The following is a 22,498-nucleotide window of genomic DNA, read 5'->3' on the forward strand; positions in this document are numbered from 1 at the left end:
ACACTATAGCCAGTTTTTTTCTTATCCAAAGATTGGCTATGATCGACCCGAAATTACTTAGAAATAATATTGAGGCTGTAAATTTAGCCTTGGCAAAACGTGGTGTTCAACTGAATGTTGAGGAATGGGCATCATTAGAAGCTCGACGTAAAGAGATTCAATCCAAAACTGAATCCTTGCAAGCTGAGCGTAATGCCGGTGCCAAGCAAGTGGGTCAGATCAAAAAAGCAGGTGGCGATGCCTCTGAAATCATGGCACGCATGTCTGCAATTGGTGATGAAATCAAGGCTGCTGAAGCTGCACTGGCTGAGCTGCAAGCTGAACTAGAAGAAAAATCACTGTCTATTCCAAACCTGCCAGATGAATCTGTACCTGAAGGTAAAGATGAAAATGACAATGTGGAAGTCCTGAAATGGGGGACACCACGCGAATTTGACTTTGAAATCAAAGACCATACTGACCTGGGCGAAATGATGGGTGGTCTGGAATTTGAAACTGCGACCAAATTGACTGGTTCACGGTTTAGCGTTCTGAAAGGTCCTTTAGCGCGTCTGCAACGTGCCATCACTCAGTTTATGCTGGATACGCATACCACTAAAAATGGCTATACCGAAGCCTATATACCTTATTTGGTGAATGCAGATTCTTTACGTGGTACAGGTCAGTTACCGAAATTTGAAGAAGACCTGTTCAAGCTGCAAGGTGAGAAAGAATTCTACCTGATCCCTACGGCTGAAGTACCTGTAACCAACTTCGTGCGTGATGAAATCATCGATGCCGACCGTCTGCCACTGAAATATGCAGCACATACCCCATGTTTCCGTAGTGAAGCCGGTTCATATGGCCGTGATACCCGTGGTCTGATCCGTCAACACCAGTTCGACAAAGTTGAGATGGTTCAGATTGTAAAACCTGAAGACTCTATGCAGGCACTGGAAGAGTTAACTGGTCATGCAGAAGGTATTTTGCAAGCATTAGGTCTACCATACCGTAAAATCATTCTGTGTGGCGGTGATATGGGCTTTGGTGCATGCAAAACTTATGACCTTGAAGTCTGGGTGCCAAGTCAAAATACGTATCGTGAGATTTCATCTTGCTCAAATATGTGGGATTTCCAGGCACGCCGTATGAAAGCGCGTTACCGTGCTGACCAGAAAAAAACTGAATTCGTACATACGCTGAATGGTTCAGGTCTGGCTGTAGGTCGTACTTTACTGGCGGTCATGGAAAACTATCAACGTGCTGATGGTTCAATTGAGATCCCTGAAGTACTGCGTCCGTATATGGGTGGTGCAACTTACATCGACTAAATGTCGGTGTATGCACCAAAATGTGCATGAAAATTGCTTAGACAGTCAGATTTAAAACTTTTTGAGGCATTTTGTGGATATCTTTCCAATCTCGTTAAAGTTGCAACAGCAACCTTGTCTGATTGTCGGTGGTGGACATATTGCATACCGTAAAGCGGTATTGCTACAGAAAGCAGGGGCAGTCATTTCGGTGGTTGCACCTGAGATCGAAGCGAGTCTGCTTGAGATTGTTCAAGCGACCGCCGGTCAATATGTTCAGGCACCTTTCAATTCTGAAATTCCTCTACGTTCCTACCGTCTGGTGATTGCAGCGACCAATGATGCTGGAGTCAACCGTCAGGTGTTTGAAGACTGTGAAGCTGAAAATGTGCTGGTCAACAGTGTTGATGATCCACCACATTGCCGTTTCATGGTGCCAGCAATTATCGACCGCTCACCACTGGTTATTTCAGTCGCGAGTAACGGTACTTCACCGGTATTGTCTCGTCAGATCCGCACTCAGCTTGAAGCTACCATTCCGCATGGTATGGGTAAACTGGCTGAGTTCTCTGGTAAGTGGCGTAGTGCAGTTAAAGCCAAGATCACTAATCCCGATGAACGCCGTATCTTCTGGGAAGATTTATATGCCAGTCCTTTCAAAGAACAGGTGTTTAATGACAATCTGGCTGAAGCTGACCGTCTGATTGAACAAGCCTTGAATGAATGGCAAAAGCCAAAAGGGGAAGTTTATCTGGTCGGTGCCGGACCGGGTGATCCGGAGTTATTGACGCTAAAAGCCTTACGCTTGATGCAGCAGGCCGATGTGGTGATCTATGACCGTTTGGTCTCTGCACCGATTATGGATCTCTGTCGCCGTGATGCAGAAAAGATCTATGTCGGTAAGGCGAGGTCCAATCATGCGGTGCCACAAGAAGGGATTAATGCCTTACTGGTGAAATATGCCAGCGAAGGCAAGCGAGTTTGTCGTCTAAAAGGCGGTGATCCGTTTATCTTTGGTCGTGGCGGTGAAGAGATTGAAGAGCTGTTTGCTGCTGGCGTGGCCTTTCAGGTCGTGCCTGGCATTACCGCAGCTTCAGGCTGTTCAGCTTATGCTGGTATTCCGCTCACTCATCGTGATTATGCACAAAGCGTGCGTTTCCTGACAGGTCATTTAAAAGAAGGTTCTCCTGAACTGCCTTGGAATGAACTGGTCTATGAAAACCAGACACTGGTACTTTATATGGGACTGGTGGGACTGGAAAAAATCTGTGCACAATTGATTGAGCATGGTCAGCGTCCAGATATGCCAGTGGCCTTGGTCTCAAAAGGCACTACACCAGAGCAAAAAGTGGTGGTGGGAACGCTCCAAGATATTGCATCGAAAGTGAATGAGCACCATATTCAGGCACCAACCTTGACCATTATTGGTGAAGTGGTGCGTTTACGTGAAAAATTGAAGTGGTCCTAAATGTCCACTGAACTCCCAAAAGTAGAGAAAAGCTGTGATCCATGTTGTTTTATATGAACCTGAAATTCCTGCCAATACAGGTAATATTATTCGCCTATGCGCAAATACGGGAGCACAGCTACATTTGGTCAAGCCGCTTGGCTTTGAACTGGATGATAAAAAACTAAGACGTGCCGGTCTCGATTATCATGAATATGCCAATATGCAGATTTGGGAAAATATTGAAGAGTGTCTGGCCGATCTGGCTACTAAGGGCGTAGGTGTGGATGCGGTTTATCCGCTGACCACCAAAGGTTTTGAAACCCCGCATACCTCAGATCTAAATCGTTCTTTAGCCTTGTTGATGGGACCAGAAACTCGTGGCTTGCCAGAGCATGTACGTATGATGTTTCCAAAAGAGCATTGGATTCGTCTGCCTATGGCAGAGAATTCACGCAGCTTGAACTTGTCTAATGCAACTGCTGTGATTGTCTATGAAGCTTGGCGTCAACAGGGTTTTAAACCGCTTTAAGTTCATCGTACCGATTTAAAAAGCTGCCTAAAGGCAGCTTTTTTATTTTATTTAACAGATACAGGTACATGTTTGGTCTTTCAGGTAATCTTACAGATAAGCTCTTGAGAATATAGAAAAAAGGAACAAAATGTGAAAAAAGGATGGATTCTAGCAGGATGTAGTACGTTATTGCTGGCCAGCATGATGACACAGGCTCAAGAAGCGCCACAGCAATCACTATCATCACAAGATACAGGTCAGCCCATTACTCAGGAAGAAATCCGCCAGGGGCTGGCAGCGATGCAACAGCGCTTAAATAGCCGCATTGAGCAATGGGGTAAAACCCTTAGCCGTGACGATTTCGAGTGGACCTGGCGTGGACGTCAGATGAAACCAGCTAAACGTCAGGAAGTTTGCGATATTTTTCAGGGCGTGGTCAATGAAATGTATCAAATAGCGGTGAAGAACAAGGCTCGGCTCAGTCCAGAAGATCAGAAACTATTATCCAATCGTGATCTGTTTATTGAAAAACTGGGCTTTCAAAATAACCGGGTCAATACCCAGATGGGTTTTGACTGTCGTCTGCAATAAGCTCAGTCCATTATTCAAGAAAATAAAAAAGGCGCATAAAGCGCCTTTTTTAGATATGAACAATATCGATTATTCAAACTCGTTATGTTGTGGAGCAGGGTGCTTAAAGCCTTTGGTTTTATAACCTAGGTACAAAATACCGAACATCGCCCACCATAAACCGTATTTCAGTGCAGTTTCTTCAATTTCCAGCCACATCGCAAAGATGCTGATGAAACCAAGCATCGGGATGACCACAAAGCTGAAAATGTCTTTCACAGTTTTAGTACGACCATCACGCAGTGCATAACGTGAAATCACTGACAGGTTCACGAATGTAAACGCAGTCAAGGCACCGAAGCTAATCATTGAGATCACGATATCCAAATCCATGAAGCCAGCAGTTAAGGCCACTGCACCTACAATCAGAATGTTGTAGTTTGGCGTATAGCTTTTTGGGCTGATATGACCAAAGATTTTCTTGTTGATCACGCCATCACGACCCATGACATACATTAGACGTGATACACCTGCGTGAGCAGAGATACCAGACGCCATTACGGTAATGATCGCAAAAGTCAGAACATAAGACTGGAACAGTGAGCCACCGACAAGAAGCAGGATTTCTGGCTGAGTTTCAGCAATATTCTTGAAGTAAGAACCCGGTGTAGAAGGGAAGTACAACTGCATGAAGTAAGTACTGATAATGAAAATCACACCAGCGATTAAAGCAGTCAAGAAAATCGCTTTAGGCAAGGTGTTTTCAGTATCTTTAGTTTCTTCTGCCAGAGAACTTAAAGAGTCAAAACCAGTGAATGAGAAGCACAGTAAGGTCGCACCAGTGATCAGAGCACCGACTGAAGTCAGTTCATTCCAAAACGGTTCAAGACTCCAAAGCTGGTAACGCTGTTCAGCTGTAATCGGACCCTCAGCATTGAAACCGGCCTGTAATTTGGTAAATACCATCCAGGTAAAAATACCGATCACCAGTAACTGTACCAGTACGATCAAACTGTTAAAGTTCGCCACGAAGCGTGCACCACGCAGGTTTACCCCGGTCATAAAGGCAGACAGTACGATTACCCAGACCCAATGGTTCACATCAGGAAACAGTGCTTCAAGATAGATCACTGCCAGGATGATGTTCACCATTGGTGATAACAGATAATCCAGCCAAGAAGACCAGCCCACCATAAAGCCAATATTCGGGTGAATCGATTTTTGGGCATAGGTATAAGCCGAACCCGAAGAAGGGTAGCGGCGAATCATGTGACCATAGCTGATCGATGTAAACAAAATTGCAATCAGGGCAATGATGTAAGAAGTAGGAACATGCAAATGACTTTCTTCAGATACCAAACCAAAAGTATCAAATAAGGTCATTGGTTGAATGTAAGCTAAACCAATAATAATGATGTGCCAGAGCCCTAGCGTTTTTTGCAGTTTAGCTGCCGATTGAGTCCCAGAGAAATTTGTCAACGGCGTTATCCTCTTAATCGTTGATCAAGGATCAGTCATATTTAATAAGGATCGTTTGAGACGAACGATCCCCCCTACAATTTTCTATAAAAGCGCGCCAATCTACTTTAAAATTACGGCTTTTACTAGCTATTTTTTGAATTTAGGCCTGCACGAAATGTGCCATTCGAAGCAAAAAACGGCGATTTCCTACAAGATAAAAGCCCGATGTCTAAAAAAACATCAGGCTTAAATTTTTCGCTATATTGGCTTATTTTTCAGTAATTACCAAGCCTTTTTTAAGATAGATTTCAAATCTTCCAAACTGGCTTCTTTCGGGTTGTAAATGATGGAACCATCATTTAATGCTTTTTCAGCAACTTCATCCAGCTGTGCTTCAGAAATCTTACCTGTTTCACTTAATGTGCGCGGTAATTTGGTCAGGCTATAGATTCGGTCACGCATGGTTAAAATTGTAGCAATGGTCTTGTCTGCACGTAAGTGTGCTGGTGTTTGTGCATAGATGTCTGCACCCGCTAATGGTAGTAGCAGCTCGGCAATCTTGTCACCATTGACTTCCTTGTTATATTCCAGCACATAAGGCAGGAACAGGTTCATACATAGGCCATGCGGCAAATGCGCGACTGCACCTAGAGCATGTCCAAGCGAGTGCACCAGGCCCACCATCGAATTGGAGAAGGCAATACCGGCCATGGTAGAGGCCTGAGCCAGCTCCAGTCGACCTTGAGCATCAGTCGGGTTGTCGAGTACATTAAACAGGTTGGCACTGACCTTTTTCACTGCAGCTGTGGCATAGGCATCGGAAATTGGATTCGCTGCCATACAGGTATAAGCTTCTACAGCATGAGTCATCGCATCCATGGCTGTCATGGCAGTCAGATGCGGTGGCAGGGTCTGAGTCATACGTGGATCCAGAATCGCTGCATGCGGCATCAGATAATAAGATGCAAATGGCATTTTCACATTCTTTTCGGTATCCGATACCACAGCAACCATCGTCACTTCAGAACCGGTACCAGAAGTCGTAGGAATTACGAAAAATGGTTTCAGCGGTTTAGGCAGGTTATGCGCACCAGAATATTTGAGTAAGTCGTCACCACCTTCAGAGACCAGAATATTAGTTGCTTTTGAAGTATCAATGACTGAACCACCACCCACGGCAATAATGGCATCGCAATCATGATCACGATAAAGCTGCGCTGCGCTGCGCACTGTACCTAAACTGGAATCTGGCGGTACATCATCAAAAATCGCTGCAATTTTGGCATCGGTCGATTCAAAAGCAGCTTCAATCGGCGCCAGCAGGTTGTTGGCACGTACCCCTTTATCAGTAATGATCAGTGGACGTTTGGCACCTAAAGTGGCCAGTTCAAAAGGAATGTGTTCTAACGCAGCATGACCAGCAATCACTTTGACTGGACAGAAAAATTCATAATAAGGTTTTGCCATGTTATACACTCCGTTTCAAATAAGATTGAGCGACTTTTAAGTAGATGCTGCTCGCTTCCATGATTTTATCTTTGAGTCCCAGATTATTCGGGTATTCTTTTACTGCCAGTTGTGCCACCATTTTCGGCAAGATCAGTGCTTCCATTTTGTTCAGGCAACGTACCAGACGGATCGCATAGGAAATATCACCATCGGCAATCATGCGGTCATTGGCAAAGGCCTGAGACGTGCTTTCCTGAAAGGAAAACACCAGAAAGGCATGATGCAGATGCTTAAAGGTAATGGTCAGGTCTGGCTTGATGCTGCTGTCTTTGACCAGTTCCAGCTGATGTTGTTCCGTGACCCGAGCAACGAAGGCCGGACCATGCGGAAAAACATTCATTGAGAGCCTGAAATTTGCGGGAAACTGGGTAACTTCCTGTTTGATTTCTGGGTCTACCTGACTTGCCATGACCAGGCCACGGCCAATGATATCCATCATCAGTTTGACATAGGCAAGCTGCAAAGCGGGTTTTACGGATTTTGTCGCAATCACGTGATGATCCCTATCTTGATATTATTTATTTAGAGTAATTACTCTAATTTATTTATTGTTAAAATGCAAAGGCTTTATCTTTGCTCGACGTTCACCTGATTAAAGTAACCGCTGCTGCTTAAAGTTTCAATAATTTCAACACACAAGTCATTAAACTTTGGCGGATTGCTGACGAGGTCATTAATTCGCACCATTTCCAGACCTGCATAGCCGCAAGGGTTAATGGTATGGAAACCAGTCAGGTCGCAATCAATATTTAAAGACAGGCCATGATAGCTACGGCCTTTACGAATCTTGAAGCCGAGAGAACCAATTTTACGCTCATTCACATAGACGCCCGGAGCATCGGGTTTGGCATAGGCTTCAATGCCATGATTTTTTAGGAGCTGGATCATCAGGTTTTCAGCATACGACACCAATGTACGGACATTCCAACGCAGACGATTCAGGTCAAACATAAAGTATGCGACGAGCTGACCAGGACCATGCCAAGTGACTTGACCACCACGGTCGGTTTGAATGACAGGAATATCAGTTGGAATCAGGATATGTTCCGGTTTGCCTGCCTGACCTTGGGTCAGTACATCATGGTGCTGCAAAATCCATAACTCATCAGGCGTATTTTCATCACGGTTTTCCGTGAAGCTTTTCATTTCCAGAAAACGGTCTTCGTAGGGAGTCAGGTTATTATATTGACGGATAATCAGGGAGGGTTTTTGAACCGCAGCTGTCACAGTGTGCGTCCTTAGAAAATTAAATCATACTGCAAATAATTATAATGATTTCAGCAATGGATAGGGGAGGGATTCGTAGTAATTGTTGGTGAGCTAGTTACACATATAAAAAACACGCCCGAAAGCGTGTCTTTTAATTTGCCAAGGTTGGAGCAGAATAATCTTAAAGTGCAGTCTTGATCAGTGGGCAAGCTGCAAGATCAGCATATACGGCATGAACCTGTTCCAGTTCAAGGAAACGTAGCTGAGTAGTGATCGAATGATATTTACCAGTACGAGATGGAGTGATGCTTACGCTATCGCCATCAAAGTCAGGGAAATGTTTGGTAAAAATCTCAACGACTGCATTCAGCAGTTCTTCACCTGCAAGGCCAATGAGTTTGATTGGGTAATCCATTGGAAAAACCCAAAGATCTTCGCGGAGTTCACGAGATGGTGTACGGTCTAACATGTAGTCCCCCTATTCGAAACGCCTGCATAGCGCAGGCGTTTGGGTGTATTGCAATACAAAATGGAGACGAGAGATGAAATTTCAAGTCTCCAAAATTGTATTAAATCTTAGTCATTTTCCAGGAATGAACGCAGATGTTCAGAACGGGAAGGGTGACGTAACTTACGTAGAGCTTTCGCTTCGATCTGACGGATACGTTCGCGGGTTACATCGAACTGTTTACCGACTTCTTCCAAAGTATGATCCGTTGGCATGTCGATACCGAAACGCATTTTCAGGACTTTCGCTTCACGTTCAGTCAGGTTTTCCAGTACTTCGCGAGTCGCTTCTTTCAGGCCTTCTGAAGTAGCAGCATCAACAGGAGAGGTGATGTTGCTGTCTTCAATGAAGTCACCCAAATGCGAATCTTCATCATCACCGATTGGTGTTTCCATCGAAATCGGTTCTTTAGCGATTTTCAGTACTTTACGAACCTTCACTTCGTCCATTTCCAGACGTTCGCCCAGTTCTTCCGGTGTCGGTTCACGGCCCATTTCCTGAAGCAATTGACGAGATACACGGTTGATCTTGTTAATCGTTTCAATCATGTGCACTGGAATACGAATGGTACGTGCCTGATCCGCAATTGAACGGGTAATCGCCTGACGAATCCACCAAGTGGCATAAGTCGAGAACTTGTAACCACGACGGTATTCAAATTTGTCTACCGCTTTCATCAGACCGATGTTACCTTCCTGAATCAGATCCAGGAACTGCAAGCCACGGTTGGTATATTTCTTCGCAATCGAAATTACCAGACGCAAGTTTGCTTCAACCATTTCTTTCTTGGCACGACGTGCTTTCGCTTCACCTACTGCCATACGTTTGGCAATGTCTTTGATGTCACGAACTTTAAGATCAAGGTCTTTTTCGATATCTGCGATTTTTTGCTGGAAGGCCAATACGTCAGGACGTACTTTTTCCAGATAAGCTTTCTGATCAGCAGTCGCTTTCGCAATTTGCTCATCTAACCAGGCTGGATTCGATTCCTGACCCGGGAAAGTAGTACGGAACTGGGTACGGTCCATACGGCCACGACGGACGGCATAACGCATCACTTCACGTTCTGCACCACGGATCTGGTCATGTGTACCACGAATCATTTCAGAAATGATATCGAACAAACGCGGGGTGAACTTGAACATCATGAACACAGTTGCAAGCGCTTGAAGTGCTTCTTCTGCTTCTTTGCTGTTACGGCCGTGTTTTTCCAGTATCGCTTTGGTATTTTTCCAGGCATCTGAAAGTTCGGCAAAACGAACTTTGGCAATTTCTGGATCTGGGCCTGAGTCACCTTCAGAATCGTCATCGCTATCAGACTCTTCATCTTCCTCGTCATCATCCAGTTTTACATCTTTGGTTGACTTGGTCGTTGCTTCTTCGTCCTCTTCGATTTCAGCGACTTCTTCCAGGACTTCTGGAATTTCTTCATCTGATTCAGGGTCTAAATAACCTGACAGAATGTCAGCAAGGCGACGTTCGCCAGCTTCATAATCTTTGTATTCTTGTAGTACAACTTCTACAGCATTCGGCCAGTAAGCAATAGAGTGAAGAACGTCTCGGATACCTTCTTCAATGCGTTTTGCAATGCTAATTTCGCCTTCACGCGTTAAAAGTTCAACGGTACCCATTTCACGCATGTACATACGTACAGGGTCAGTCGTACGACCTGGTTCGTTTTCTACAGATGCAAGTACAGCCGCAGCTTCTTCTTCTGCAACTTCATCAGCAGCTTCTGCAGTATCCTCGAACATTGCATCATCAGATTCAGGCGCACGATCATGGACAGGAATACCCACATCATTCAGCATTTGAATGATGTCTTCAATCTGTTCGCTTTCTGTGATGGAGTCCGGGAGATGATCGTTAACCTCAGCGAAGGTTAAGTAACCTTGTTCTTTGCCTCGGCTAATCAGAGCCGCTACTTGAGAAGTAGGGGAAGTCATATCGCTCATCTTTGCTTACTCTTCGTTGAATCTGTGGCAGTGAAAAACCGTGCATGATAGCACAATTCACCTGAAATAGTTTTGGAATTGATCAGTCAAGCATGATTTTATAAATATGTTTGAATAACAATTGAATATCGATATTGGGTCTAAGTTTATCTTTTCAAGTGTATTTCCCAATCTAATTTTAGAAACGTCCCTCATCCATGGGATAAAAAGCGTTCACAATCTAACCAGCTAATAAATACACAATTATGCTGTAGAAAAACAAGACCTAACTAGTATAAACATACAAAATATATAAATAAAACTTGACAAGTTTTTAAAGGCAAGATAAATAGCGCCTAGACCCATTTACATTTTTCACTACGAGGTAGTTTTAGTGTCTTCGACAGATTTTGAACTAGATGATAGCTACGGTGATGATGATGTTAATTTCGATGAGGCATCGAGTAAGCTAAGTGCGAAAGAGTCGTTGGAAAAACGTCGTTTAATTGATGATCTGCTCTCGCAACGCCGCCTAGAACGCGAACTCAAAGATTTTGATTATGACTTCGACGATGATGACGACTTTGACGACGAAGATTAACGAATTCAGATTTAGCATAGCCTGAATAAATGCTATGCTAATCCTTTCGGTTTTCTAAGTTTGGATGTTAAATGAGTGCTTTAGATTTAGACCTGTTGAGTGAATATCTGGATGGCGACCAAAATGAGTATGGTCTGGATTTTGCGGCAACTCATGGTTTCTTATGTGCTATCGCAGTAGGCCCGCAATTTGACAAATGGATGGATGAACTTTTTGAAGGCAACCAGAAAAAAGTGCCTGCAGAAATCATCAGTCAGGTTAAAGCATGGTTAGAGTCAATCCGTCAAAGCTTGGCCAATGAAGAAGGGATCACTTTCCCATTTGAAATTGAAGAAGCAGATACCGAATCAAGTCTAGGTGACTGGAGTGTGGGCTTTGTAGATGCCATGTTCCTGAACGAAGAAGCCTGGTTTACAGAAGAATTTGAAGAACAGTTGGTCGATTTAACGCTGCCAATTATGGTATTCAGTGGCATCGATGAAGAAGATCCGCAAATGGAATCTTTCCGTCGCAATGGTCAGTTAATGGATGAGCTTGCAGAAGAGATTCCAGAAAACTTGAATGAATTATATCTGATGTACCACACACCAGAATAAGTCATGCCCCGCCATGAAAAAGCACCGTCAGGTGCTTTTTTTTAGCTCAGGTGTTTTGTACAACGTTTGGATTGGTTAATTACCTAGTCTAAGGTTTATGATCGGCACCCGTACGCTTGCTCAAGCTATAACGCGCATAGCCATTATAGGCGATATGGAACAGCAAGGCATGTAAGGCAATACTTGCAGTCACCAGAAACGAATTTGGCCCGCGTCCTGTATAAGCCATCCTTCTATAGATTTCCTCCGTCTGTGGATGCAGCCAGATCACTATAAACAAAAAGATAAATCCAAAGGTCATGGCAATAATCGTGGAACCCCAGACCAGTCTGCTTTTCTCTTCCTGGGTGGATAGTCGGAGTTCTTTTTTTCACAAAGTATCGGGCGCTTAGAAAGGCGGAGGCAATCAGGGCAGGAATCAGCAGAATGGCGCCCAGATTGAATACATAGATGAGTATGCCGACTATTAAGACCAGAGTCAGATAAACGGTGGCAGAATATTTAAGATAATGCGACATCGTTTTAGCCTCCTTATGCTGGGGTCTCTTCAGGATGGGCGATTTTTACGTTGATGTCTACGGTATAAAACCCAGCCCACGATGATCACGACAATTGCAATAATCACATAACTGACCTGACTGAAGATTTTGTGCATCAATTCCTGATTTTCACCAAAATAAAAACCGACATAGGCCAGGAACGTGGTCCAGATAACAGTACCTAGTCCACTATAGAACATGAATTTCCAGAAAGGCATATGGCTCATGCCGGCCGGGATACTGATGAGGGAACGTACTGCCGGAACCATCCGGCCAAAGAATACAATCCGGTGTCCATACTGCTCGAACCATTCCAGAGATTTTTTCACGTCTTCAGATTTGATAAACAAGAATTTTCCATATCGGTCTATGAATCTGAAAATACTGTCGTGGTTAAATTTGTAGCCAATCCAATAGAGCAATGCCGCTGCCAATAACGAACCGATACTGCCTGCAATAATGACTCCAACCAGCAGTAATTCTCCCTGAGAAGCGGAGTAGCCGGCAGAAGGCATAATAATTTCAGAGGGGATCGGGGGAAAGACATTGTCAAGAAACATGAGCAGGGCAATGCCCCAGTAGCCCAGCTGTTCCATGACAGAAATAATCCATTCAGTCAGATTCATAAAATTGGCAAAATAAAGAATACTGCTTGTATCCTAAGCAGTATTTTTAAGAGGGTAAAGTTAAGTTATATAAATGGCCAAGTGCGGATTAACTATGGGTTAAGGTATAAATGTAAACTTTACGTAAGCTGTAAGCCAGGCAAACTGGCAGAGCACTGAGCAGTAAATAATGTGCTGCTGTAGCCTCAATATGGTAGCCGATAAACAGGGCAAGAATGGCACCAATGATAGTTCCCAAGATCACAATAAACAGATGTGATTCTGCTTCCAGCTCATCTGTCATTTGGGTAATACGTTCCAGTTTTGTATTTTCTTTAGGTTGGAATCTAACAATATTATCTGGATCCCGAGCAAGTGAATTGGCCATTTTGTTTTCCTTTTCATTTAAAAAATTAATTAATAATGAAAGACTTATGGTAACAAAGTAATGTGATATAAAGACTATCAAGCTTGGCTGTAAAAATATGCTGTTCTTGGTAAGGGATTGGTAAGTTTTTTATTGCAGATGTAATGCTTATGTAAATAAAAAGCCCTCCGAAGAGGACTTAGATATTTTTGGTTACAAAACTGGAGTTAGAGACGTTTACGTTTTGCAGCCAGAATTTGCGATTGACGCATACGGAAACCTTCTTTTTGTTTCTCGGTAGTTTTATCGATGCAGTACACACAAGATACGCCGTGTTCATAACTTGGCAGCGCTGCTTCTTTAGGTGTTAATGGCCAGCCACACGCATGACATTTGGTATTTTGACCTTCTTCCACACCATGAGTCACCGCAGTACGGCCATCAAATACGAAACATTCACCTTCCCACAGACTTTTTTCAGCTGGGGTTTCTTCCAAGTATTTCAGAATACCGCCTTTCAGGTGATACACCTCTTTAAAGCCTTCCTGAAGCAATAAAGAAGTTGATTTTTCACAGCGAATACCACCGGTACAGAACATGGCAATTTTCTTGTCCTTGTGCTGTTCCAGATTCTTTTTCACGTATTCAGGGAATTCACGAAAAGTTTCAGTTTTCGGATCGATTGCGCCTTTGAAGGTACCGGCTTTATATTCGTAATCATTACGAGTATCCACCAGAATCACATCATCACGTGCAATCAGCTCATTCCATTCTTTAGGATCAAGATAATGGCCAACCAGATCACGTGGTTTAACCGGAACACCTAAAGTCACGATTTCTTTTTTCAGCTTGATCTTCATTTTACGGAATGGTTTGTCAGAGCTATGCGACTCTTTATATTCCATTTCGTTGAAGCCTTCATCCAGCAGGAACTGGTGTACTTTATCGATGGCTTCACGGTTACCCGCAACAGTCCCGTTAATGCCTTCACCTGCCACAATTAGAGTACCGCAAAGGTTGATGGTTTTTACCAAGTCTAAAAGACGTTGTTGCAGACCTTCAGGGTCTTGAACTTCTTTGAATTGATAAAGTGCGGCAACAACCCAACCAGTCGTCGCTTGCTGTTCTACAGGTGCAAGCTGTTCTACAGTAGCGTTCATGGAATACTCCAACGTAGCATGATAATTTGAAAGGCTCATATTTTAACGTGATTTGGATGAATAAGCGAGTAAAAGGCCGGGTTTTAACGGACTTCAAATCGATAGGGAGAGCGTGTATAGTCATGCCGACCCAGGATTTTGATGCAATGATGCAGATGCTGGAAGTTGCAGCACAGTTGGAGTAAGTTTTGAGTTCGGATCGTCGTATTGCATCTTTGACCCCTTGCGCAGGGCGTTGCTCAACCGTATTTGGTGATGCGGTCTGTCGTGGTTGCCGCCGTTTTAATCATGAAGTGATTCACTGGAATAGTTATAACGCAGATCAACATACTGCGGTCTGGCAGCGGCTGGATGCACAGCTAGATCAGATTTTGGTCCCGATGCTGCCGATGGCAAATCTGGCCAAAGTGGAAACATTTGTTCTGTCTAAACGGGTGCGTCTGCGTGAAGATGCGACTAAGGGCCGTAAGCTTTACCATGCCTTGAAACTCTGTGAAAAGAACCGTCATTTTACTGATGAAAGCGGTTTAGGCATTCATTACAAACAGGTACGTCCGCTTTGGGATGAATTCGAGCATCGGGTACTGGCACTCGCCAAAGCCAGTTATGACCTGGCCTTTTTACGGGCGGATGGGATGAGCCAGCACCTGATTCAGATGCAGGAAGAGGACGAATAAGTCCTCTTTTTTTATTAAAAAATCATGATAGCTGAGGAAATGGCGTGAATATCAGTGAATATGCTCTCTATTGTCTGGCCGTCGTCATCATGATTGCCACACCTGGGCCTGTTATGCTACTAGTTGCCAGTACTGGACTGAAAGGTGGCTATAAACATGCTTTACAGACCATTTTCGGGACGAATTTTGCTTCTCTGGTATTGATCACCTTATCTATTTTTAGCTTAAAAGGCTTATTAGTCATTAATGAAAACTGGCTGAATGGCATCAAGCTGCTTGGCTGTTTATATATTGCCTGGCTAGGAATCCAGATTTTCCGGGAAGTCTGGCAAGAGCAGGGTCCAACCAGTTCACAAGGTTTGCAACCAGTACAGGGAGGATTTCGAACCGGTTTTCTGGTAGGGATCTCCAATCCCAAAGATATTATTTTCTTTGCTGCATTTTTCCCGCAGTTTATCGGCATTACTCCAAACTTAGATTCCAGTTTAGTAATTCTAACGATCAGCTGGATTGTTCTGGATTTTTTGACCCTATCATTAGTTTATTTAGGCTTTCAACGCTTTGCTAAATCCAGGTTGTATCCTTATTTGCTTGGTTTGGGCGGTTTGATTTTATTGGTAGTCGCAGTCTATGGAATATTATCTGTACTCATCTAAAAATATTTATATAAAATAAAAATCCCGGTTTAAGCCGGGATTTTTTATCTTTACGCCTTAGACATTGTGCTGCTGGCGGTAATGCACCAGTTCATCAATGGTGATCACGGTCAGCTGATGTGTCTGTGCATAAGACAATACCTGAATGCCAGAAGCCATCGTGCCATCTGGGTTGGTCAGCTCACACAGAACACCGGCAGGTTTTAAACCCGCCAGACGTGCAAGATCAATCGTACCTTCGGTATGACCACGACGGGTCAGCACACCACCTTCACGGGCACGTAAAGGGAAGACATGACCTGGACGATTCAGATCACTGGCGACAGCACCGTCTTTAATGGCTGCTTTAATTGTGGTGGTACGGTCTTTGGCAGATACACCAGTCGTCACACCTTCTGCAGCTTCAATCGTTACAGTAAATGCAGTTTTAAACTGGCTAGAGTTATCCTGTACCATTGGCGGCAGTTCTAGATGATTGGCCAGTTCATCAGTCAGGCACAGGCAGACAATACCGGAACCATCGCGAATCATGCGTGCCATGGTTTCTACAGTCAAAGTCTCTGCAGCAACGATGAGGTCGGCTTCATTCTCGCGGTCAAAGTCATCCATCACCAGAACAGGTCTGCCTTGGCGGATGTCTTCGAGTGCTTGTTGGATGCGCTGTTCAGCGGGAGCTAAAGCGGAAAAGAAAATTTCGGGTTGAATCAAACTTGACATTGAAACGCTCACGTAAAGTAAAAGTACGATTGAACATTTCAGGACATAGTGAAAATAGGCTTATAGCAAAACAGTTTCATGCCAGGCATAAAACAGGATGTACTGCTTTCGTCTTCTTTCATCCGGACTATACCGTCGGCTCTGGATTTACACCAGATCTGCAGATCAATTGAAATTGACCGCTCGTGGGCTGATTCAGAAATAGAAAGATTTACTACCCTGAAATTACCACCGGTGGGGAATCTCACCCCGCCCTGAAGCGATGTGGGATCATTATAGTCCTGGTTTTTAAAAGATGGTATAGTTTGGCCAGTCACGAATTTGCAGAATTTCAGATAAGCAAAACAGATTATCTGAATTACTACAGCCTTTTAGCAAAAAACTGGAAACATGTTATGTTGCTATTAAGAATAGAAATTGATCAATCATTCAGACAATGAAGAAAACCGAGCTGATCCATAATAATCCATTTTCTCCCTTGCTGTTTTGTGATGCAAAGGTTTTGCGTTATCTCAATATTTTGAGCGTTGCGCTGATTGCAGTCAGTTTGCTGTATTTAATGGCTGGGAACTGGTGGATGCTACCGAATCAGGTTCAACTTGCAATTCCAATGCTGGTTTTAGTCTGTAGTGCAATAGCCAGTATTTACTTTAATCAGCGGGAATGGATCAGACAGAGTCTGGATACCTTGTCTGGCCTGATGCTGGGCTTAAGTCTGGCTGTGATTGGGCAGATCTATCAGACTGGTGCCGATAGTTATCAGTTATTTCTGCTCTGGGCTGTATTACTCTTGCCGTGGCTATATCGATCCAATATCGGTATTTTTGCCATGCTTTGTGTGGTCACTCAGCTGGCATTGTATTTTTACTTTAAACAAAGTTTCTGGATGATACGGGCAGAAGGGTTGTATCTACTGAATTTGAATCTACTGACAGCCATTAGTTTTGCCTTTGTCATACGTTATTACCCGTTGCTGCGATATCTGTTTATTGCATTCATCATCATGATTTCGATCAGCAGTATGATGCAGTTTACCCATCATTTTCAGCTGATCTATCTGGCTTCTTCAGTTGTTCTACCAGCAGGTGCTGCATTTTATTTTTATCGTAAGCATCAGGCATTAGAAACCATTTTATTGATTGCAGGCTTGGCTGCCAGTGTGAGCCTATGGCTGTTTGAACTGTTGGACGATCGGCTTACCAATTCAGCAGCTGGTTTATTTATCTTGGCAATGCTGATCTTTGGCTGGTTTGCGCTGATCAGTTTTGCGCTCAAGAAAATATTTCCTCAAACCAAATTCTCCGTCATTCCTTTGGCACTCGGTGCCTGGATTGCTGGGATTATTCTGGCAGTCTTATTGCTGACTTATTGGAAAGCGGTTTCAATTGTTTTAGGTCTCGTTTTTATTGGTATCGCTTGGAAATTATTAAGTCAAAAGAATTCCATGTTTCTACGTCAGTTTGCCTATTGCTTATGGGTATGTGGACAGGCTGCTGTGCTGATTCATACAGAACTGCTCACCGATAGTCTGTTTATAGTGTGGCTGTTGCAATTAATGATGCTGGCTATGACTGTGATCAAACGGATGCACTGGTTCATTCTGACCTTACAGCTCTTGATAGCTCATGCTTTAGCAATTGTCGTTTTGGCATTAGAGAACTCCTTTAAACATGATGATATCGTAACCACGCTTGCCCTAAGCTTGAACTATGTCATTTTTATCGGGCTATTCCTAACCGCTAGATATTGGCAGTCCTCAATTTATCAGAAAAGTATTCTGCTCTGGATCATCGCTATGCTGACAGGTTCAGCCGCGGTTCAATCTGTGACTGGATTAGAGCACTGGCAGGGCGCCGGGCAGATTAGCTTTGACCACGTTCTGCTGTTTTATGTTCTTCCGAGCTTCTTACTACTGAGTTTAATTTGGCAAAACTGGCAGCAATTTAGGGAAAAATGGCTTTGGTTAATTCCTGTATTTGGCATCTTACTTATTCTGTTGGGCTATTTTGAGATTTTTATCATTATGCTGCTTATGGCATGGGCCATTGTTTATAAGCAGTCCTTGATTCAGGCCTTAACTATCTTGCTGTTAATCTTCTGGTTATGGATGCTGTATTACAATCTGGGTTTAAGCTTCCTGTTTAAAAGCATCAGTATCTTTGCTTCTGGGATGCTGGTCTTGTTGTTGGTATATATGTTGAAGCAGTCATCAAAACCGCAACATGATCAAGGAGAGGCAAGATGAAAAAGTTTCTTCCTTTGCATCTGGCTATTTTCAGTATTGCCTTATTTTGTGGATTGGTGGTGCAACATGAATGGCATCTTCGAGATAGCCAAAGTATTTATGTAGAACTGGCACCAGTAGATCCGCGATCAATTCTGCAAGGCGATTATATGGCGCTGAATTATGATCTGCATTTTAGTGCACTAGCAGCGGAGAATAGATCAGAACAATCAGAACCTAAAATCAGTATTCAAGATTTTGAAAACCAGTCCCGTGTACTAAGCTATGTACAGCTTGATGAGCAAAGAAGAGTGGTCAAAACCAGTTTTGATCGAAGTACGCTGGATCAGCCACGCTCAGCACAATTAATCCTGAAAAATCCGCGGAATACCTTTGAAGGCTTATATCCGGCTGCCAACAGTTTTATGTTTGCCGAAGGACTTGAGCCTTGTTATCGCGATGCCAAATTCGCTGAATTAAAGCTAAAAGAAAATGGAGAAGCTTTGTTAGCCGACCTGGTAGATCAAAATCTTAAGTCCTTAAACTGTGAGAACCGAAAAAGCTGGTGGCAGGGAAGTTAGTTTTATTTTAATCAGCCCATAAAAAAAGCCCGCAAGAAGCGAGCTTTTTAGAATCTTGTCGAACCAGCTTAGGCAACTTGTACCGGAATACAGTTTGCAGTGTGATTCACAGTGTTATCCGGATTTGCATAAACCAGACGTGGTTTATGAGCATTGGCTTCAGCTTCAGTGAAATCACCAAATGTTGCGATAATCACGATATCACCAACATCAGCTTGATGCGCAGCACCACCATTCACAGAAATAATCCCTGAATTATCTTCACCACGAATGGCATAAGTAGTAAAACGCTTACCATTGGTCACGTTCCAAACATGAATTTCTTCGTATTCACGAATGCCAGCTAGATCCATCAAAACGCCATCAATTGCACATGAACCTTCATAGTGTAATTCTGCATGTGTAACAAAAGCGCGATGAATTTTGCATTTTAATAAACGAGATAGCATGGCTAGCGTCCCCTTAGTTGACCTAAGACTTTGATCTTATGGTTGAATCAATTTCTACAACACTGGATAAGTGGGTAGGCTTGCGCATTTTGCGCCTAAATGGCCAGCAAGGCAAGCGGAATTGTCCAGCAATTTATGAATGTTTAGTTCGGTTTATAAGCATTGATTTGATTCATTGCCTGTTGTACTTCACCGTTCACCAGCATTTTGGCGCGGGCAAGTGCATGGGCAATTGCATCGTCCATTAACTCTTGTTCACTGCTTGGTGCTTTACTCAGGACATGACCAGAAACACGGTCTTTAGAACCTGGGTGACCAATACCAATGCGTAGACGATGAAAGTTCGGACCGATATGCGGCACGATATCGCGTAAACCGTTATGTCCACCATGACCACCGCCAGTCTTCAGGCGAATAATGCCTGGATTCATATCCAGTTCATCATGGGCAATCAGGATTGATTCGGGTGCGATATTGTAAAATTTGGCGAAAGGAACAACACTTTTACCGGAAAGGTTCATGAATGTTGTAGGTAGAAGGAGACGGACGTCTTGACCTTCGATATTGCCACGACCGCTGAATCCATTGAATTTAGGGTCTTTTTTAAGGCTAATGCCATATTGATCTGCAAGGCGTTCTACAAACCAGAAGCCTGCATTATGGCGGGTTTGAGCATACTCAGAACCTGGGTTGCCCAAACCTACAATCAGTGAAATATTTGACACTAATCTACACCATTAACACTTATGCGCGTTTGAAGTCAGCGTGCATTGGAGTGTTTTTAGCTGGGTGACGTTGTAACGCTTGGATTTTAACGCTTTCAACTTTACCGTTTACATCAATTTCGATTACTTCTTCGAAGAATGAGTTGCTTTCTAAGAATTTAACAAGCTGACGAAGTTCAAGAGAAACAGCTACAGGAGCAGCTTCACCACCATAGATGATAGCTGGAACTTTAGCAGCATGACGAAGGCGGCGGCTCGAACCTTTCCCTTGTTGTGCTACTTCACGTGCTTCTGCGTTTAATACGAAGTTTGCCATGATAGACATCCTATTTAAGTTTTAAATGAACCGGACCTGCGACCGATCCGGTGATAGAAAGCCCCGCCAAATGGCAGGGCTTTGGAAATTCAGCGCACTATTATAGATAAGAATCGAACATTGCGCTAATAGATTCTTCGTTGTTGATACGACGAATTGTTTCAGCAACCATGCTTGCAACTGAAACCTGGCGAATCTTGCCAAGAGCTAAAGCTTCTTCTGAAAGAGGGATGGTGTCAGTTACAACCAGTTCATCGATCACAGAATTTTTCAGATTTTCGAGTGCTTTACCAGACAATACTGGGTGAGTCGCGTAAGCAACCACTTTGCGGGCACCGAAAGTTTTCAACGCATCAGCAGCCTTACAAAGCGTACCAGCAGTATCCACCATGTCATCAACGATCACACAGTCACGATCTTTCACATCACCAATCAAATGCATCACTTGTGATTCATTCGCTTTTTGACGACGTTTATCGATGATCGCCAGGTCGATATCACCCATCTGTTTCGCAACAGCACGAGCACGAACTACACCACCTACGTCAGGAGAAACAACCATCAGGTTATGATGCTGTTGTTGGCGTAAGTCAGCAAGTAGGGCTGGCGTACCGTAGATGTTGTCTACAGGAATATCGAAGAAACCTTGGATCTGGTCAGCGTGAAGATCAATCATCACCACACGGTCAATACCTACAGTGGTCAGCATATCTGCAACAACTTTTGCAGTAATCGGCACACGGCTTGAACGGGGACGACGGTCTTGACGGGCATAACCGAAGTAAGGAATCACGGCAGTAATACGACCAGCACTTGCACGGCGTAACGCGTCAGCCATGACCAGAATTTCCATCAGGTTATCATTGGTCGGTGCACAAGTAGGTTGTACGATGAATACGTCTTTACCACGAACATTTTCAGTAATCTCAACAGCGATTTCGCCATCAGAAAACTGGCCTACAGAGGCAGCGCCTAGAGGAATATGTAAGTGACTTACGACTTTTTGAGCGAATTGTGGATGCGCGGTTCCACTAAAAACGACAAGATTGGGCATGAAGCACCCTTGGCGGTTGGTATGTATGGAAGTAGATGGCAGGGGTAGCTGGATTCGAACCAACGAATGCCGGGATCAAAACCCGGTGCCTTACCACTTGGCGATACCCCTAATGCGGCAGAACTTTAATATTTTTGCAGTATTGTGTCAAGGTAAATTAACAGTCTTACAGCAAATGATGTTCTGTCTTTTTTCGAGAAAATGGCAGGGGCGGCTGGATTCGAACCAACGGATGCCGAGATCAAAACCCGGTGCCTTACCACTTGGCGACGCCCCTAGATTTGATGAACTGTAAGATGGCAGGGGTAGCTGGATTCGAACCAACGGATGCCGGGATCAAAACCCGGTGCCTTACCACTTGGCGATACCCCTAATACAGTACATCTACAGGTGAATAATGGCAGGGGTAGCTGGATTCGAACCAACGGATGCCGGGATCAAAACCCGGTGCCTTACCACTTGGCGATACCCCTAATGCAGTACATCTACAGGTGAATAATGGCAGGGGTAGCTGGATTCGAACCAACGGATGCCGGGATCAAAACCCGGTGCCTTACCACTTGGCGATACCCCTAATACAGTACATCTACAGGTGAATAATGGCAGGGGTAGCTGGATTCGAACCAACGGATGCCGGGATCAAAACCCGGTGCCTTACCACTTGGCGATACCCCTAATACAGTACATCTACAGGTGAATAATGGCAGGGGTAGCTGGATTCGAACCAACGGATGCCGGGATCAAAACCCGGTGCCTTACCACTTGGCGATACCCCTAATACAGTACATCT

General features: G+C 43.9%; 25 protein-coding genes, 7 tRNA genes, 1 pseudogene and 1 riboswitch. Of the genes and pseudogenes, 11 read left to right on the plus strand and 22 right to left on the minus strand.

Features of this window, described 5'->3' with window-relative positions; genetic code table 11:
- The first annotated feature begins 38 nt into the window (after window positions 1–38).
- The 4 genes from serS (at window position 39) to RJ01_RS04180 (ending at window position 3,841) form a co-directional block, all read left to right on the plus strand.
- On the plus strand, window positions 39–1,310 hold the full coding sequence (serS, locus tag RJ01_RS04165; protein ID WP_034170146.1) for a serine--tRNA ligase: 1,272 nt from the start codon (window positions 39–41) through the stop codon (window positions 1,308–1,310).
- Between the two features lie 73 nt (window positions 1,311–1,383).
- Window positions 1,384–2,757, plus strand: coding sequence for a siroheme synthase CysG (gene cysG / locus RJ01_RS04170; RefSeq protein ID WP_034170147.1), 1,374 nt, complete (start codon window positions 1,384–1,386; stop codon window positions 2,755–2,757).
- A 34-nt stretch (window positions 2,758–2,791) separates the two neighbouring features.
- Complete coding sequence (locus tag RJ01_RS04175) at window positions 2,792–3,268, plus strand: tRNA (cytidine(34)-2'-O)-methyltransferase (protein ID WP_034170148.1); 477 nt, start codon at window positions 2,792–2,794, stop codon at window positions 3,266–3,268.
- A 183-nt stretch (window positions 3,269–3,451) separates the two neighbouring features.
- A complete protein-coding gene (locus RJ01_RS04180; protein ID WP_081402641.1) occupies window positions 3,452–3,841 on the plus strand; it encodes a hypothetical protein in 390 nt (129 codons plus the stop codon).
- A 69-nt stretch (window positions 3,842–3,910) separates the two neighbouring features.
- Here the strand turns inward: RJ01_RS04180 and RJ01_RS04185 are convergent, their stop codons facing one another.
- From RJ01_RS04185 to rpoD, 6 genes are all read right to left on the minus strand, one after another.
- Window positions 3,911–5,299: an APC family permease gene (locus RJ01_RS04185; RefSeq protein ID WP_034170150.1), complete on the minus strand. Its 1,389-nt coding sequence runs from the start codon at window positions 5,297–5,299 to the stop codon at window positions 3,911–3,913.
- A 264-nt stretch (window positions 5,300–5,563) separates the two neighbouring features.
- Window positions 5,564–6,748 carry an iron-containing alcohol dehydrogenase gene (locus RJ01_RS04190; RefSeq protein WP_034170151.1) on the minus strand — a complete coding sequence of 395 codons (1,185 nt, stop codon included), beginning with the start codon at window positions 6,746–6,748 and terminating at the stop codon, window positions 5,564–5,566.
- A 1-nt stretch (window position 6,749) separates the two neighbouring features.
- Window positions 6,750–7,283, minus strand: coding sequence for a hypothetical protein (locus RJ01_RS04195; protein WP_034170152.1), 534 nt, complete (start codon window positions 7,281–7,283; stop codon window positions 6,750–6,752).
- 74 nt (window positions 7,284–7,357) lie between these two features.
- On the minus strand, window positions 7,358–8,017 hold the full coding sequence (gene lipB / locus RJ01_RS04200) for a lipoyl(octanoyl) transferase LipB (protein WP_034170153.1): 660 nt from the start codon (window positions 8,015–8,017) through the stop codon (window positions 7,358–7,360).
- A gap of 163 nt (window positions 8,018–8,180) precedes the next feature.
- On the minus strand, window positions 8,181–8,468 hold the full coding sequence (locus tag RJ01_RS04205; RefSeq protein WP_034170154.1) for a YbeD family protein: 288 nt from the start codon (window positions 8,466–8,468) through the stop codon (window positions 8,181–8,183).
- Between the two features lie 107 nt (window positions 8,469–8,575).
- Window positions 8,576–10,462, minus strand: a complete 1,887-nt coding sequence (gene rpoD, locus RJ01_RS04210; protein WP_005236873.1) for an RNA polymerase sigma factor RpoD — start codon at window positions 10,460–10,462, stop codon at window positions 8,576–8,578.
- 373 nt (window positions 10,463–10,835) lie between these two features.
- Here rpoD and RJ01_RS04215 point away from each other — a divergent pair, with 373 nt between their 5' ends.
- A complete protein-coding gene (locus RJ01_RS04215) occupies window positions 10,836–11,042 on the plus strand; it encodes a PA3496 family putative envelope integrity protein (protein ID WP_004784869.1) in 207 nt (68 codons plus the stop codon).
- Between the two features lie 71 nt (window positions 11,043–11,113).
- Window positions 11,114–11,638, plus strand: a complete 525-nt coding sequence (locus RJ01_RS04220) for a YecA family protein (protein WP_034170155.1) — start codon at window positions 11,114–11,116, stop codon at window positions 11,636–11,638.
- 88 nt (window positions 11,639–11,726) lie between these two features.
- Here the strand turns inward: RJ01_RS04220 and RJ01_RS04225 are convergent.
- From RJ01_RS04225 to RJ01_RS04240, 4 genes and pseudogenes are all read right to left on the minus strand, one after another.
- Window positions 11,727–12,156, minus strand: a pseudogene (locus tag RJ01_RS04225) (ABZJ_00895 family protein).
- Between the two features lie 29 nt (window positions 12,157–12,185).
- The gene (locus RJ01_RS04230; RefSeq protein ID WP_034170156.1) at window positions 12,186–12,803 is read right to left on the minus strand and encodes a DedA family protein; all 618 of its coding nucleotides are present in this window, start codon (window positions 12,801–12,803) and stop codon (window positions 12,186–12,188) included.
- Between the two features lie 88 nt (window positions 12,804–12,891).
- Entirely contained in the window at window positions 12,892–13,170 is a 279-nt protein-coding gene (locus tag RJ01_RS04235; RefSeq protein WP_034170157.1) for a hypothetical protein, read from the minus strand.
- Between the two features lie 206 nt (window positions 13,171–13,376).
- Window positions 13,377–14,309, minus strand: a complete 933-nt coding sequence (locus RJ01_RS04240) for a rhodanese-related sulfurtransferase (RefSeq protein WP_034170158.1) — start codon at window positions 14,307–14,309, stop codon at window positions 13,377–13,379.
- 56 nt (window positions 14,310–14,365) lie between these two features.
- Here RJ01_RS04240 and RJ01_RS16715 point away from each other — a divergent pair, with 56 nt between their 5' ends.
- From RJ01_RS16715 to RJ01_RS04250, 3 genes are read left to right on the plus strand one after another with little or no spacing between them, the layout of a single operon-like run.
- A complete protein-coding gene (locus RJ01_RS16715) occupies window positions 14,366–14,494 on the plus strand; it encodes a hypothetical protein (RefSeq protein WP_257218376.1) in 129 nt (42 codons plus the stop codon).
- A gap of 3 nt (window positions 14,495–14,497) precedes the next feature.
- Window positions 14,498–14,986: a DUF1289 domain-containing protein gene (locus tag RJ01_RS04245; protein ID WP_034170159.1), complete on the plus strand. Its 489-nt coding sequence runs from the start codon at window positions 14,498–14,500 to the stop codon at window positions 14,984–14,986.
- Window positions 14,987–15,030: 44 nt separating this feature from the next.
- Window positions 15,031–15,642, plus strand: a complete 612-nt coding sequence (locus RJ01_RS04250) for a LysE family translocator (RefSeq protein ID WP_034170160.1) — start codon at window positions 15,031–15,033, stop codon at window positions 15,640–15,642.
- Between the two features lie 57 nt (window positions 15,643–15,699).
- Here RJ01_RS04250 and ribB read toward each other — a convergent pair whose 3' ends face one another.
- Complete coding sequence (ribB, locus tag RJ01_RS04255; RefSeq protein ID WP_005236861.1) at window positions 15,700–16,359, minus strand: 3,4-dihydroxy-2-butanone-4-phosphate synthase; 660 nt, start codon at window positions 16,357–16,359, stop codon at window positions 15,700–15,702.
- A 106-nt stretch (window positions 16,360–16,465) separates the two neighbouring features.
- Window positions 16,466–16,624: riboswitch (FMN riboswitch) on the minus strand.
- Between the two features lie 171 nt (window positions 16,625–16,795).
- Here ribB and RJ01_RS04260 point away from each other — a divergent pair.
- Together RJ01_RS04260 and RJ01_RS04265 are read left to right on the plus strand one after the other, a co-directional pair.
- Window positions 16,796–18,604 carry a DUF2157 domain-containing protein gene (locus RJ01_RS04260; RefSeq protein WP_034170161.1) on the plus strand — a complete coding sequence of 603 codons (1,809 nt, stop codon included), beginning with the start codon at window positions 16,796–16,798 and terminating at the stop codon, window positions 18,602–18,604.
- The gene (locus tag RJ01_RS04265) at window positions 18,601–19,164 is read left to right on the plus strand and encodes a GDYXXLXY domain-containing protein (RefSeq protein ID WP_034170162.1); all 564 of its coding nucleotides are present in this window, start codon (window positions 18,601–18,603) and stop codon (window positions 19,162–19,164) included. Before RJ01_RS04260 ends, RJ01_RS04265 begins: the two co-directional genes overlap by 4 nt.
- 68 nt (window positions 19,165–19,232) lie before the next feature.
- Here the strand turns inward: RJ01_RS04265 and panD are convergent, their stop codons facing one another.
- The 11 genes from panD to RJ01_RS04320 all read right to left on the minus strand — a co-directional run bounded on the left by panD (window position 19,233) and on the right by RJ01_RS04320 (window position 22,484).
- Window positions 19,233–19,613, minus strand: a complete 381-nt coding sequence (panD, locus tag RJ01_RS04270; RefSeq protein WP_004784844.1) for an aspartate 1-decarboxylase — start codon at window positions 19,611–19,613, stop codon at window positions 19,233–19,235.
- Between the two features lie 143 nt (window positions 19,614–19,756).
- The gene (gene pth, locus RJ01_RS04275; protein ID WP_005236857.1) at window positions 19,757–20,338 is read right to left on the minus strand and encodes an aminoacyl-tRNA hydrolase; all 582 of its coding nucleotides are present in this window, start codon (window positions 20,336–20,338) and stop codon (window positions 19,757–19,759) included.
- 19 nt (window positions 20,339–20,357) lie between these two features.
- Complete coding sequence (gene rplY, locus RJ01_RS04280) at window positions 20,358–20,654, minus strand: 50S ribosomal protein L25 (protein ID WP_004784841.1); 297 nt, start codon at window positions 20,652–20,654, stop codon at window positions 20,358–20,360.
- Between the two features lie 100 nt (window positions 20,655–20,754).
- Window positions 20,755–21,708, minus strand: a complete 954-nt coding sequence (locus RJ01_RS04285) for a ribose-phosphate pyrophosphokinase (protein ID WP_004784839.1) — start codon at window positions 21,706–21,708, stop codon at window positions 20,755–20,757.
- Between the two features lie 36 nt (window positions 21,709–21,744).
- A tRNA-Gln gene (locus RJ01_RS04290) sits at window positions 21,745–21,819 on the minus strand.
- Between the two features lie 91 nt (window positions 21,820–21,910).
- Window positions 21,911–21,985: transfer RNA gene (locus RJ01_RS04295), tRNA-Gln, on the minus strand.
- Window positions 21,986–22,005: 20 nt separating this feature from the next.
- A tRNA-Gln gene (locus RJ01_RS04300) sits at window positions 22,006–22,080 on the minus strand.
- 26 nt (window positions 22,081–22,106) lie between these two features.
- Window positions 22,107–22,181, minus strand: a tRNA-Gln gene (locus RJ01_RS04305).
- 26 nt (window positions 22,182–22,207) lie between these two features.
- Window positions 22,208–22,282 (minus strand) — tRNA-Gln (locus RJ01_RS04310).
- A gap of 26 nt (window positions 22,283–22,308) precedes the next feature.
- Window positions 22,309–22,383, minus strand: a tRNA-Gln gene (locus RJ01_RS04315).
- A gap of 26 nt (window positions 22,384–22,409) precedes the next feature.
- A tRNA-Gln gene (locus RJ01_RS04320) sits at window positions 22,410–22,484 on the minus strand.
- Between the last annotated feature and the right edge of the window lie 14 nt (window positions 22,485–22,498).

Source organism: Acinetobacter sp. YZS-X1-1, from assembly GCF_000804305.1.
GTDB lineage: Bacteria > Pseudomonadota > Gammaproteobacteria > Pseudomonadales > Moraxellaceae > Acinetobacter > Acinetobacter variabilis.